Origin of the sequence: Prochlorococcus sp. MIT 0701, from assembly GCF_000760295.1 — a bacterium.
Classification (GTDB): Bacteria; Cyanobacteriota; Cyanobacteriia; order PCC-6307; family Cyanobiaceae; genus Prochlorococcus.
Genome location: NZ_JNBA01000036.1, coordinates 1 through 13913, shown reverse-complemented (window position 1 = coordinate 13913; position 13913 = coordinate 1). Strand labels below are relative to the sequence as shown.

Here is a 13913-nt window from a genome sequence, read left to right as displayed (position 1 = left end):
TTGTTAAACCATTGATTAGGCCACTTCCGCCAAGAGCTTCTGGTAGGGAGAATTAGTGACGGTCGCCATGTCTTCATGGCGACCTTGTTGGACCACTTGACCACGCTCTAGGACCAAGATGAGGTCAGCATCACGGATTGTGCTGAGGCGGTGCGCCACGATGATTTGTGTGCAGCCACGGCGTCGGAAGGCCTCGTCCACTAATCGTTCTGTTTCGCTATCGAGTGCTGAGGTGGCTTCATCGAGGATCAGGATGCTGGGGTTTTGAACCAGGGCACGAGCAATGTCGAGCCGTTGTCGTTGACCGCCTGAAAGGTTGCGACCTCCTTCGCTAAGTACGGTTTCAAAGCCATCAGGCAGGCCGAGAACGGTGTCGAGAATTTGGGCATCTGCGCAGGCCTGCCTAAGGTCTTTGTCTGGAAGGCTGTTATTCCAGAGATTGAGGTTCTCACGAACATTGCATCCATAGAGTTGTACATCTTGTTGAACCATCGCAAGTGAACTGATGCTGATGGCTCGTGGTATTTCGTTTAGCGGAATACCGTCGTAGAGGATTTGTCCTGAGGAAGGTTGATAGAGACCTGCAAGCAGTTTGGCGATTGTGCTTTTCCCAGAGCCACTGCCTCCGACAAAAGCAATCCTTTGGCCGTGTTGGATAGATAGACGTAGTCCATTGATGAGAGGTGGTTTAAGTGGCATATAGCCGAAGTAGAGGTCTTGAATTTCGATGGCGCCTGATAGGCGTTCCCTGTCGCCATTCCAGTCCTGAATTTTTGGTGCGTCTATCAGTAATGGGTCTCGAGGTTGTTCAAGAACATCTTCCAGGCGGAGTACTTCAGCTTCCAAGTCGGGCAGGTTTTGCACGAAGCCAATCACGCTTTCGATTTTAGCTTTTAAGTTGCTGGCAATGGTTTGGGCTGCTAGGAGCATTCCTAGAGTGAGCTGACCTTGAATCACCAGGAAAAATCCAACCAACAAAATTGCCACCTCGTTAAAGGTAGTCATGACGCTGGGGATCACCCTGATCCGTGCGTTGAGAAGTTGGAGCTTTTGCACAGTGTTGAGTAGTCGGCTCTGGTAACCCGCGTAGCGTCTGAAGATGTCGTTTTCTACGGCTGCTGCTTTTACGGTGTCGATATCTTGCAGGGCACCTACCACGACTGCGCCAGCTTTGGCCCCATCTTTTTGGAGCTGTTGACTAGAGTCTTGTTGTACTCGAAGGTTGATGGCTACAACGAGGGCGTTGATGCCAGTAGTGACGCCTACTATCAGTCCTAGAATTGGGCTGTAGAGCAAAGTCAATATCAGATAAAACACCAGCAGAACAATGCCGGTGAGCATCGGGATCAGTTCTCCGCCGATGAATTCAGCAATTCGAGCATTACTAGAAACCCTGCTGGCTACATCTGATGCATAGCGTTGGGCGTAATAACGCTCTGGTAAGGCCAGAACCTGGTGTTCAAATTGTGCGGCAAAGCGTCGGGTTAGTCGCCTCTCCAGGGCGCGTGTTCCGATGAGCTGAAGATGCTGCAGCACCACTTGCAGGCTGATGGTGAGGGCCATTCCCCACAACATTGGCTTTAACCACGTTTGGATTTGATTGCCGATAATCTCATCCATATAGATCTGGGCAAAGATCGGCATCACCAGCTGGGGCAGGATCAGCAGGAGACCAGCTAGCAGAATGAATAGGGCTCCTTTGGGTTCAAGGCTTAAGCGCCGCCAAATCACTGGCCAGACTGATGGTGCCTTTCCGCCTTTTTGAAAGTTTGGGCCTGGCTCCAGCGTTAGGACGATGCCGGTGTAACTGGTATCGAACTCTTCGCGACTGACAGTTCGAGGACCGAGAGCTGGATCATTGAGGGCCACCCGATCACCAATGAAACCTTCGAGGATGAGGAAATGGTTGAATTCCCAAAACACGATGACTGGTGGCTGGATTTGTTCTAAAGCCAGCAATCCTTTTTTGAATCCTTTTGCTTTGAGCCCTAAGCTTTTCGCTGCAAGTAATAAATTGGCCGCATCACTGCCGTCGCGTGAGACGCCGCAAAGTTCGCGCAGTTGGGTCAGCGGTACATAACGGCCGTAGTACTGGAGGATGATGCTCAGGGAGGCTGCCCCACATTCCGTGTTTTCCAATTGCAGCAATGTTGGGGTACGTACCCACTGCTTGCTGAGACGAGCTTGGATGCGGATCCAGAGTTGACGGCAGAAAGACTGCAGGTTCATGTCTTGTCTCCCTCAGTAGATCCCACTGAGATTTCTCAATAGAGGGATCACATAGCTGATTGGCTGCCTTTGCTCTACAAGCACTCGCAGCGTTGTTGGTGTGCCTGCTGTGAGCTGTAGGTCCGGCCCTTTGCTGCCGCCCCAGTCATAGCCGCTTGGTGTTGTTGGGTCTTTAGTTAAGGACGTGGTGACTTCGATTAATGGACCTTCGTCTTTGCTCGTGATGGCTTTATATAGCGACTCTTTGTTGTAGAGGCGGTTGATGACGGCTTCTTTGCTGACTGGCAAACGACGCACGCTAAGGATTTCAGCTTCGATACCACCATGGCGTTGTGGGCTGGTTGTTGTTGGTGTTACGCGTACTGGTTGACCTATGCGCAGGCGTTTACCATCTTTGGCGGGGAAGAAGGCCAAGCTTTCAAGTGTATGGCTGTCTTTGTCTTGTTCCAGCTCAAATAGCGTGGCGCCTCGCTGCACCAATTGTCCTAATTGCACATGGCGGTCTGTGATGCAGCCTGCACGAGGCGCTTTCACGGCAGCGGTTTGTGCGATTTCTTTCTCTAAAGAAACAATCTCGCTGCGTTTTTGATTGATGACTTGTTCACGTTGAGCATCACTGTTTTCTAGGCTGAACAACAGTTCAGAGAATTGTTGTTCTTTTGTTTCCAACTCTTTAAGACTGACAGCTTCTTTATAAAACTTATAGCGTGTGAGAGTTTTCTTGGCTTCATTTTCTCTTTGAATCGCTATCAGACCTAATTTTTTATCATTGACGATCTGAAGTCTTAGCTCTTTTTCGGCTTTCTCTTTCGCTAGTTTTAATTTCACTGGTTCAATGACTGCAAGGGTTGTTTCTTGCTTGATGCAGTCACCCACATTGCTTTTTAGCTCTTGAACTCGTCCGTCAATTTCGCTTTGAACCAGTTGTAAGCTTTCTGATCTGATCAATATCCCTCGTCCTTCAATTCTTACCGGTAATCGGCCAAAGATCGACCACAGCACAATGCTGAGACTGAATCCCAACAGTGAGATTATTAAAAGCCAGTAGCTAGGCCTAAGTAATTCAATAGGTTGGTCTAGCTGTTCAGGACTCGCTAAGGCATCCAGCGCATTTTTGCGAAACAGGCTCATGAAACTTGCCTCTCCATTAAGCGGGCAAATAGCCCAGCTTCATTCATCAGACTTTCGAATGTGCCTTGTTGCTGCACTTGACCTTTCTCTAGCACAATGATGCGATCGGCGTGGCGAATTGTGCTCAGTCGATGGGCGATGACCAAACGTGTGATGCTTAGTGTTTCAAGACTGCGAATCACAATTCCCTGTGTGTGATTGTCGAGGGCGCTTGTGGCTTCATCAAAGATCAGAATTCGCGGTTGCCGCACCAAGGCTCGGGCGATGGCAATTCGTTGGCGTTGACCACCAGAGAGGGTCCCCCCTCCCTCAGAAACAATGGTTTGTAGTCCCATTGGCATTTCGCGGATGTCGTCTGCCAGGCCTGCCATCTCAGCAGCAGCCCAGGCCTCCTCTTGATTGATCAGGCATCCTCCGGCGATAGCCTCCATCAGACTGCCGCTGAATAAACTATTTCTTTGTAGCACTGTGCCAATTTGACGCCGCAAGCTGTCGATGCGTAAGCCATTAAGTGGCTGATCGTCATAACTGATTTCTCCGTTTTCAGGCGTGCCAAATCCCAGCAGCATGCGCACGATTGTTGATTTGCCTGATCCTGAAGGACCCACCAGAGCGATGAATTCCCCTGGGTTTGCTTTCAGGCTCACGTTATCTAGAATGAGTGGTAGATCTGGGGCATAGCGATAACTCACTCGGTCGAGTTTGATGGCTCCACGCAGCTCGGCTGGTTCTATCGCTGCATCGATGACTTCTGGTGTGGCTGTCAGGAAAGGCTTTGCTCGTTCATAGAGGACAGGCATATCGAAGGCTTCCACTGCAAGCCCAGCGAAGCTGGCCATGCCTCCCACAAATGTTCCGAAGGCTGAGAAAAACCCAAGTAACTGGCCAGCGTTGGGTGCATTGAGTGCAGGGGTCGTCGCGGCATCAGCGATCAGTTTTGTGATCACGATGTAAAGCAGCAGGTTGCCAAGGTTTGGCATCACACCCTGCAGGATTTCGGCGGTTGCTTCTTTGATATCCAGAGCATTTTCTAGAACCACGACGCGTTGGAACTGTTCTCCCCACCAGCGGGCGGCCGCAGCTTCAGCTCCTGCTAGACGCAGCTTGGAGACGGAGCTGATGAGCTCAAGATTGCGACTTTGGGCTTGTCCTTCGATCTCCTCCTGTTGGCGTTTCAGAGGGCGAGTTTGCAGACCGATCAATGCTGTGGGTAGAAGCACCATCATGGAGATTACTAGCGCCAGCAATGTCAACTTGACGCTGATCCTCAACATGAACAGCACATAAATACTGGTGAGCACTACCTTGACCAGGCCCCCTTCCAAGAGGTTTTGGATTTGACTGCGCAATTGCTCGATTGCATTAAAGCGGAGTTGAAGGTCGCCGATGTTGTATTTACGGAAGAAATCCGTCGGCAGGCTTAGTAAGTGTTTAATACTGGCCAGCTGGAACTTTGCTCCCCCTTTTTGTTGGGTGATTTGGAAAGATCGGCTTTGGATCCATTCCAATGCCACTCGTGTGATACCAGCAGCGATAAGAATTAGGCCTATTTGCAGCAATAGAAGAAGGTCTCTGTCCGGCAAAGCCGAGTTTGTAATCACGGTGTTGAACGTGGGGGTCAGCAAGCTCAGAAGAGTTGCCAAAAACATCACGCCTACTCCGATACGGAAGCCGCCGCTGAGTAGTCCAAGGCATGCCCCAGCTGCCAATCCGGTGAGCCCCATCCCGAAGATCCAGCGAGCAGCTCCGACGTCTCGGCCAATGGCAAGTAAGAAACCTAAGGTGATTCCCAAGAGCAGACCACTGATCACAAATCTGGAGAGATTGGTTGGTTCTCCATAGGCAAAACGCAAAAGCCCCAAGGTGGTTAGATCCTTGGTTTGGAATTTGGGGCTGATGGCCATCACCCTTGGATTTAGTTCTTCAAGTAGTTGGCTGGCTTGGGAGAGTGGTATCGGCTTTGTCATTCGCTCGGGAGCCCAGACGCGATAGCCGTTGGCAGTGGAATGAAGCACAACTGGGCTTGTAGGCGTCTGTTCGAGGAAGCCGATGAGGTCCCCGCAATCTTTTTCCAGCAGGTTGTCGTTGAGCAGCACCTCCCGTCCGATTAAACCTGCCGATTCCAGAATCAGCAGTAGCCGTGATCGAGGGTCAGGCGTGTTTTGAATTGGTGCCTTCGCTGATGTTGAGCCTTGCTGGGCCAGGGTCGCGACGCAGGCCAGAAGAGGATCTTGACGAACAGTGTCTTGTAGGGGCGGCGGTTGCTGGGTCTGGCTGGCTTGACCTGCTGCCTCAAGACTGCGGAATAGATGTTCTTCGCTCTGTTGGCTCAGGGGCTCATGACTGTGTTGTCTTAAGTGGTGTTGCTCCCAGGCTTGTTGATGGTGGGCTTCCAGAAGCTGTGCGATAGCAGCTTCGCTGGCGTTTGTTGTCTCAGGACGATGGCTAAGTTTCTCCCATAGCAATGCTTGCAGAATGTCCAGCCCTTCTTGTTGTTCTGGATCTGAGCTGTTCAGCGACGTCAACACACTGGTGGTGATGGCTTTGATGCGAAGGTGGCTTGTGCTATTGAGACCATCGACAGGTAAACCAGGCAGGATTGCGCCTTCTTTCAGGCTTAGCAGGCCAAGTCTTGAGCGAAGGGATCCTTCCTTAGAGCGTTGCTCAAGGATCAGTCTTATCTCTCCCTCAGTAACCCTCAAAGGATTAGAGGGCCATGGTTGCTCTTCACCGGGAAGCAGTTTCAAGACATCAGCCCTCCTTATCCTGAAACTGTCTGCACAGCCAGTCAAAACGCAACCCGGCTGAACTGATGGCCGAGAGTTGATCAAGCCCAAGCTGTTCGTTGTCGATGATTTCCTCGGCCATGCGGCTTGCTTCAGCAAATCCACGGCTGAGGAGTTGATCACGGCTGCGTTGGGAGAGCATGCGTGCGATGCCTTTGTAGAAACGCTTAGCCAGCCTTGGATTTGCGTTGAGAGTCATGCTGAGTTCCTGTTTGTCGAGCACCAGTAGCTCTAGGCCTGTGAGTGTGTCCACATTGGCGGTGGCTCCGGCTGCTTGAGGGTTGAGCATTGTGAGCTCACCGAGTAGTTCACCGCGTCGAGAGCTGCCTACCGATTGCCAGCTTCCGTTTTTAGTGATACTTATTCTGGCCTCTCCAGAGAGCAGCAGATAGAGACCAGGCACATTATCTCCCTCTTCAAGGAGAATATCTCCGGCCATAAGACGTTTGAATTTACCGGATCTGGCGATCCAGGCCACATCCTTTTCTTCGAGTTCTGCGAATAGCACCAGAACTTTGCGGAGGGGTTCCTGGTCAGTCGCGGCAATACGATGAACCCATGCGTTTTGGCCTTGCACTTGGAGGGCCAATTTTTCAGCGATGACGCGATAGAGGAGATGGCAAATGGAATCCTCGGATTGATTGATTGACTCCAGAGCCGCTCTAGGGATTTGGAGAAGACGACTTCCTGGACCAGCATCGACGCTTGCTACTGCTGGACGTTCTTCCAGCCAGCTCATCTCTCCCACCAGGTTGCCTGCTTTTAGGCTGGCGAGTGACAAGCTTCCGCCATCAGCTTGCTTGGTGCAAACCGTGATTGGTCCTGACTCCACTACAAACAAGCCGTCCGGAGTGCTGCCTTCTTCGATCAGACGACAGGAGGTTGTGATTTCCCTTACGACAGACACATCACGAATCCAGGCCAGTAGCTTGGAATCCGCCTTTTCAAAGATGTTAAAAGGCAAGACATTCCCAGTCACAATTTCATTGTGCATTTGATTGGACCTTGTTTTGCCTGAAGCTGAGATTCAGATACTTTGCTTAAACTTTTGAGAAAGCTCACAACTCTGTTTGGGGCAAGTCAATGCTGCAAGTAGAAGCCTGAGAGGTTTAGTAGACTTTCAGGGCAGATGGTTTTCATTAGCTTATTCAGATGGGATGAGGCTAATGATATCTTCCTTTGCGCTCAATAAACTTTGCTCTGGTTGCCTTGGGGCTCCCTTTGGCGGCACATTGTGCTGTTGTTAAGGGAAGTCAGCTGCCATTGTTCATGGGCAAGTTGATTGTTGAGGCAAGCAGGTTTTTGCTTGCTGATGGTTGGCGGTCTGAGCCTCGGCAGAAGTCTTGGGTTTTTGGAAAAGCAGTTTGATGTTGTGACTTTGCAGAGTCTGTCGTGATACCCAAGCATTAGGACGGCTTTCTGCCGCAATGGCTAGCGTGATGATTGGCAGCTTTCGGATGTTTTAATTCCATCGGATTCCGGTCAGTTTTCTGCAGGATTTTTTGGTGAGTTTTCATCCCATTCCTATGAGCAGCTTGGTCATTGTGCTGCAGATAAAATGTGGCTTCAGCTTTATAGTTTAGTCCTATAGCTTTGTAATATTAAGGGATTTACGCAAGGCGCCTGTTTGCTTTTTGCAATTTCGTAGAGAGGTCAGGAGAATGGCTTTGTATTGTTTGCACTAACCGTTGGCTTTGTTAATGCTTGGATAATTTGCCATCACTCAAGGTATCTGCATGATCCGTTGATATTATGATTTATTGCCTATACTTCTGATTGTGTTGAAAATGATGCCTCGCTAGAATGGAAGCATCATCCTGCAGCTTTATGGTGTTGATTGAATTGCGATTCTTCTCAGATTTCTGAAGTCAATTGGCGAAGAGTAATTATTGCCATGCCTTAATGACTGCATGGTTTAATTGTTATATTTCCGCCGTAAATCGATTCCACTGAAATGCTTCTAAAATCTGAATTTGTTCTGCGTTGATTCCCTTGCCGCTGATGCTTGCTTCGATTAATTCAGCTGTTATGGCGGCGAGCAGGACCCCATTGCGGTGATGTCCAGTTGCTAGCCAGAGGCCATCAACGGATGAGCGGCCCAGTATTGGACCTCCGTCAGGTGTGCAAGGTCGGAACCCCCACCAACGTTCCATCGGCGGCCATTGGCTTGCTTTTGGCAGGAGAGTGTCAATGCCAGCTTGAAGTTGTTGTTGGCCGAAAGGGGTGAGACCTTCCATGAAATCGGCCTCTGGCTCGCTGGTGGCTCCCACCACGAGTAGCCCATCTTCACGAGGTACGAGGTAAGTGCCCGGACCAAACATAATTCGCTTCAAGCTGTCCCGTGGCCCTTGGAGTGACAGCATTTGACCCTTCACGGGCACGATGGCTAGGGCTGGGAGCAGTTGGGCACTCCAGGCACCGCAACAAAGCACAGCCTTTTGACACGTAAGCGTGTGCATCTCCCCTTCAGCGTTGCGCATTCTCACCCCTCTGAACGTATGGCCGTCTTGCAGGATCTCCTCTACTTCTACGCCTTCTTGGAAGCGAACACCCAGGCTCACACAGGCTGTCTCCAGTGCCCGCATCAATCGTCGGCGATTGTCGATCTGGCCGTCTTGGTTGAAGAGTAAGCCGGCCTGCCAGCTGGGTCCAATGCCTGGTACTTCTCGTTCCAGGCCCGAACGATCGAGGCTTTCACCTAAGCAGGCGGTGGGATAGAGATCTCGCTGCGTCGCTGTGATGAAGGGCACCACAATTCCGCATTGGCGAAGACCGCAACAGAGGCCGCTGTCGGTTTCGATTTGGTTCACCCAGGATGGGATGAGATCCAGGCTTAATTGGCCTAGCCGTAGTTGCTCTCCGCTGAGCCCTTCAGCATGGGGTGCAAGCATGCCGGCCGCAACGAAGCCGGCGGCCTCATTGCGGCGTCTGCTGAGTACTTCTACTGAGCTGCCGCGCCGTGCCAATTTGTGGGCTAAAGCTAGGCCCATCAAGCCGCCTCCCAGGATCAGCACTGATTCAGTACGCATTGCTGCCATGGTCAACTGAATGAACAGTCCATATCAGTTCAGTGTTTCAGCCTGTTGACCCAACTTCGGGCATGTGAGGGAACCTTTCCATAGGATCAAGGACACATACCCAGTAATTGGAGATCGGCAATGACAGCTGCCACCAGCTCGGATAACGGCGCATGGGAAGCCGTGATCGGTCTGGAGACACACGTGCAGCTAGGCACCAATAGCAAGATCTTCACATGCGCTTCAACGACCTTTGGCGACGACCCCAACACCCACATTGACCCTGTTGTGTGTGGCCTGCCCGGCACGTTGCCGGTGCTTAATCAGATGGTGTTGGAGTACGCGGTCAAGGCGGCGATGGCACTCAACCTCAACATTGCCGAGCACAGCAAGTTTGATCGCAAACAGTATTTTTATCCCGATCTACCGAAGAACTATCAGATCTCTCAATTTGATGAGCCGATTGCAGAAGAGGGTTGGATTGAGGTGGAAGTTGCAGAGAAGGGGAAGGACACCTACATCAAGCGCATTGGTATCGAGCGTCTGCATATGGAGGAGGATGCCGGCAAGCTCGTTCATGCTGGTAGTGATCGGCTGGCTGGCTCCACCCACTCCCTGGTGGACTACAACCGGGCCGGCGTGGCGTTAGCCGAGATTGTCAGCAAGCCTGATTTGCGCACAGGGCGAGAGGCGGCTGAATACGCCTCGGAGATTCGTCGGATCATGCGTTATTTGGGAGTTTCTGATGGAAATATGCAGGAAGGCTCCTTGCGTTGCGACGTCAATATCTCCGTGCGCCAGGGGCCTGATGCTCCCTTTGGCACCAAGGTAGAGATCAAAAACATGAACTCGTTTTCGGCCATCCAGAAAGCTTGTGATCATGAGATTCAACGCCAGATCAAGGCTTATGAAGCCGGTGAAGCAGTGGTGCAGGAAACTCGCCTTTGGGATGAGAGCAAGCAACTCACCAAGAGCATGCGCTCGAAGGAAGGCAGTAGCGATTACCGCTATTTCCCGGATCCTGATCTAGGTCCGATTGAGGTGATTGCATCTGTACGTGAGGGTTGGCGTACTGAGTTGCCAGAGTTGCCGTCGGCGAAGCGTCATCGCTATGCCGAAGAGTTTGGTTTGTCGGTGTATGACGCCAGGGTGCTCACTGATGAGTATGCGATGGCGGAATACTTCGAGGCGGCCGTGGCGGCAGGTGCCGAGGCCAAGGGAGTGGCTAATTGGATCCAGGGCGATATTGCTGCTTACGTGAATGCCAATCGCCTTTCTTATTCCACGTTGCCATTGCGACCGGAGCAGTTGGCAGAGATGGTGCAACTGATCGACGGCGGCAAGATCAGCGGCAAGATCGCCAAGGAAATCTTGCCTGAGTTGCTGGAGAAGGGCGGCTCAGCGAAGGCGATTGTTGATCAGCGTGGCCTCGGCATGATTAGCGACCCTGCTGCGATCACAACGATCGTTGAAGAATTACTGGCAGCCCATCCTGACGAGGTGGAAGCGTTCCGCGGTGGCAAGACCAAGCTTCAAGGCTTCTTTGTTGGTCAGCTCATGAAAAAAACGGGTGGAAAGGCAGATCCCAAGCTTGCTAATCAGATCCTTAGCAAGAAGTTGAAGGGAGGTTGACTGCGACCGACGTTATCCCTGAGGCCTGGTGCGAGTGGTTTCACGCCGGTGCAGGGATTGGGGCTGGCTTGGCATAACCTGCAGGCGGATGGCAGACCCAACCCCTTCACATTTTATTAGGTGATGCTGGTGGAAGTCTGGAGCAAGTGGGTCATTGCCAAGTGTTTCCGGGTTCAGACGGGGCGTAACGGCTGAGCTGCTCAGCTAGCTGCTGCAGTGTGCCTCGGTTGTCGATAACGACATCTGCCAGAGGCCGTTTGCTTTCCAGTGGCCATTGAGTAGCGATCCGTTGTTCTGCTTCTTTGAGCGTTATCTCATCACGGGCCATCAGCCGTTGATATTGCTGGGTTGGAGTGCAATCCACCAACCACACTTCACTGCAGAGGCCTGTGAGCTCCGCTTCGAACAGCAGCGGCACCATCAGCACCACCACCGGTTCTGCTGAGAGATCCCTCAGAGCCACATCAAAGCGCTTTGCAACGATGGGATGAACGAGCTGCTCCAGCCAGCGGCGTTCGCGGGTATCGCTAAATACGATTCGCCCTAGGGCTGAGCGATCGAGGCTGGCTGGACTGCGTTGGCCTGCTTCCCCTACTGCGCTGCCATACCGTTCCAGCACAGCCTTGGTTGCTGCGCTACCAGGGGCAAGGGCCTCTCGGGCGTACACATCGGCATCCAGCACAGGCAGGGCGTGTTGCTCCGCGAGGTAGTGCCCAACGCTGCTCTTACCACTGGCGATGCCGCCTGTAAGACCGATGCGTCGTTGCGGCCCCTGCCAACGTGGGAGTGCTACCGGGCTTGGTGGCTCGGTGGTCATCGTGTAGGTGGAGGATGTGTTTAGTTTGTCTCCTAAGGCCGTGAGCTTTGAGCTTGCCTCCCTTTGGCGCCCCATCTCTGGTGGCCTAACGGCACCTTTCGGCTTTCAGGCGGCAGGCATCACAGCTGGATTGAAGGAATCTGGCAAGCCGGATCTTGCGTTACTTCTGGCTCCAGAAGGTGCTGTTTGCACAGGGACGTTCACGACTTCATTGGTGCGGGCTGCCTGCGTCGATCTTTGCGCGGAACGTTTGAGGGCTTGTGCTGGCAAGGCACGGTCCGTGTTGATCAATTCTGGTCAGGCCAATGCATGCACCGGTGACCGTGGCTTGCTCGACAGTGTTCGAGTCACGCAGGCTCTGGCCGACCGACTTGAGCTACCAGTTGAGCAGGTTTTGATTTGTTCAACCGGTGTGATTGGTGTACCTATCCCCATGGATATCTTGCTTGCAGGGTTGGATCCCCTTGTGGAAGCACTCAGCGATGAGGGTGGTGCTGAGGCGGCCTGCGCAATCCTGACGACCGATTTGGTTGAGAAGCAGTTTGCGCTCGAAGCTGAATTAGGTGGTCGACGTGTGCGAATTGGCGGCATGGCCAAGGGATCAGGGATGATCCATCCCGAGATGGCAACAATGTTGGGTTATCTCAGTTGTGATGCCGGTATTTCGGTAGATGTTTGGCAGGCGATGGTGAAGCGGGTTGTTGATCGCTCCTTTAATGCGATCACGGTTGATGGGGATACCAGTACGAATGATTCGTTGTTGGCCTTTGCAGCCGGTGAGCCTCTAGAGCTTCAATACCTGGAGGCATTAGAGGCTGGGCTTATGGCGGTGGCTCAGCACCTAGCCAAGGCCATCGCACGTGATGGTGAAGGTGCCACCTGTTTGCTCGAGGTGCAAGTGGATGGTACCCATCGCGATGTTGAGGCCCGCCGTATTGCACGCACTGTCTGCGGCTCTTCTTTAGTAAAAACGGCCGTCCATGGTCGTGACCCCAACTGGGGCCGAATCGTCGCGGCTGCAGGGCGTGCTGGTGTGTCTTTTGATCCTGCAGCAGTAGCCCTTTGGTTGGGTCCTCACCAGTTAATGGAATGTGGTGAACCCTTGCCTTTTGATCGGATCGTTGCATCTCGCTATATGCAAGAGCGGGTTGATGGGAGTTATTTAAGTGATGACACAGTGAGGATTCGTTTGGTTGTGGGTGATGGATCGGGCGATGGCATGGCTTGGGGCTGCGACCTTTCGGATCAATACGTGCGCATCAACGCCGATTACACTACGTAATGTAAAAAGCTAGTGCTAGCAGCAGACTGCAGCGATCACTTTCTTCTGTTAGCGCAATGTTAGCACTTGTAAAAGACGTAGTGCTCATTGGATCCTTTGGTCTGGTGGTCACGACTCAACGCACCTTGCTCGCCCTAACAGATCACGTCTCAAGGAAATAGACGTGCGTTGCAGAGGGGCTATGGGGACAATGAGGCCCGCTTCCGATCGTTAAATGGCGTGAAAGATTTGTTTGATTTTTCTCTCTGTCTCCTGCTGACTGCTAAATATAAAGAATAAACCTCAAACTTAATGTCAGAAGAGCAACTCAAAGCCTTCCTTGAAAAAGTCAAAGCAGACACCAGCCTTCAGGAGAAGCTCAAAGCTGCTGCTGATGTCGATGCAGTTCTTGCGATTGCGAAAGAGGCAGGTTTTAGTATTTCGGCTGACGATTTGAAGAACGCTCAACAAGAGCTTTCTGAAGAAGAGCTGGAAGGCGCGGCTGGTGGTCATCCGGGCGGGCTGTCTGATTCTCAACGGGGCTTGTGCTGTGTACTCTGGGCGGCACCTTTCACACAAATCGCGACGGGAAAACCGGGGGTGTGTGGTCCTCCAAATGGCAGGCCGTCGAGACGGTTACCTGGCCATCATAACTCTTCAGAAGATCTATTTTAGCAACTGCCGCCTTCAGCCTACACACTCAAAGCCCTTGCATTAGCAGGGGCTTTTTATTGCTTCAATCACCCCCAAAAGCCTACAAATCAGCCTCCAATACCTGGCACTAATTAATACTTAGCCCCGCCACGAGCGGGGTTTTTTCATGGCTGTGGTGTTTCGATTCCTTGCTGCAACTGGGATCTGAGCGGTTCACCAGAAGCTCACCAGAACCTCTTGGGGTCTACACCAGAGCTGTGTAGTGGAGATCACCAGAAAGGCTGAGATCTTGTAGGAGTCGAGGGAAAACAACCCAACACAACTCACACACTTATCACCTTTAAAACCATGACTACTTTCAACACTGACTACAACAACACTGAACT

The 13913-nt window shown here is 52.1% G+C and carries 9 protein-coding genes; 3 read left to right on the top strand and 6 right to left on the bottom strand.

What is annotated here, in order from left to right; translation table 11 throughout:
• Window positions 1-15: 15 nt before the first annotated feature.
• The 5 genes from EV12_RS09095 to EV12_RS09070 all read right to left on the bottom strand — a co-directional run bounded on the left by EV12_RS09095 (window position 16) and on the right by EV12_RS09070 (window position 9184).
• Window positions 16-2229 (bottom strand): NHLP family bacteriocin export ABC transporter peptidase/permease/ATPase subunit, encoded by a 2214-nt coding sequence (locus EV12_RS09095; protein WP_036914758.1) that lies wholly within the window; start codon window positions 2227-2229, stop codon window positions 16-18.
• 12 nt (window positions 2230-2241) lie between these two features.
• Window positions 2242-3360, bottom strand: a complete 1119-nt coding sequence (locus EV12_RS09090; protein ID WP_036914757.1) for an HlyD family efflux transporter periplasmic adaptor subunit — start codon at window positions 3358-3360, stop codon at window positions 2242-2244.
• A complete protein-coding gene (locus EV12_RS09085) occupies window positions 3357-6107 on the bottom strand; it encodes an ATP-binding cassette domain-containing protein (protein WP_241466594.1) in 2751 nt (916 codons plus the stop codon). Before EV12_RS09085 ends, EV12_RS09090 begins: the two co-directional genes overlap by 4 nt.
• Before the next feature lie 4 nt (window positions 6108-6111).
• A complete protein-coding gene (locus tag EV12_RS09080; RefSeq protein ID WP_206537833.1) occupies window positions 6112-7110 on the bottom strand; it encodes a cyclic nucleotide-binding domain-containing protein in 999 nt (332 codons plus the stop codon).
• Between the two features lie 958 nt (window positions 7111-8068).
• Window positions 8069-9184, bottom strand: a complete 1116-nt coding sequence (locus EV12_RS09070; protein ID WP_036914751.1) for an FAD-dependent oxidoreductase — start codon at window positions 9182-9184, stop codon at window positions 8069-8071.
• A 120-nt stretch (window positions 9185-9304) separates the two neighbouring features.
• Here EV12_RS09070 and gatB point away from each other — a divergent pair, with 120 nt between their 5' ends.
• Complete coding sequence (gene gatB / locus EV12_RS09065; protein WP_036914749.1) at window positions 9305-10795, top strand: Asp-tRNA(Asn)/Glu-tRNA(Gln) amidotransferase subunit GatB; 1491 nt, start codon at window positions 9305-9307, stop codon at window positions 10793-10795.
• A 151-nt stretch (window positions 10796-10946) separates the two neighbouring features.
• Here gatB and coaE read toward each other — a convergent pair whose 3' ends face one another.
• Window positions 10947-11612 (bottom strand): dephospho-CoA kinase, encoded by a 666-nt coding sequence (gene coaE / locus EV12_RS09060; RefSeq protein WP_036914747.1) that lies wholly within the window; start codon window positions 11610-11612, stop codon window positions 10947-10949.
• 7 nt (window positions 11613-11619) lie between these two features.
• Here coaE and argJ point away from each other — a divergent pair, with 7 nt between their 5' ends.
• Together argJ and EV12_RS14670 are read left to right on the top strand one after the other, a co-directional pair.
• Window positions 11620-12894: a bifunctional glutamate N-acetyltransferase/amino-acid acetyltransferase ArgJ gene (argJ, locus tag EV12_RS09055; protein WP_052039577.1), complete on the top strand. Its 1275-nt coding sequence runs from the start codon at window positions 11620-11622 to the stop codon at window positions 12892-12894.
• Window positions 12895-13185: 291 nt separating this feature from the next.
• The gene (locus EV12_RS14670) at window positions 13186-13548 is read left to right on the top strand and encodes a Nif11-like leader peptide family natural product precursor (RefSeq protein ID WP_241466595.1); all 363 of its coding nucleotides are present in this window, start codon (window positions 13186-13188) and stop codon (window positions 13546-13548) included.
• Window positions 13549-13913 lie beyond the last annotated feature (365 nt).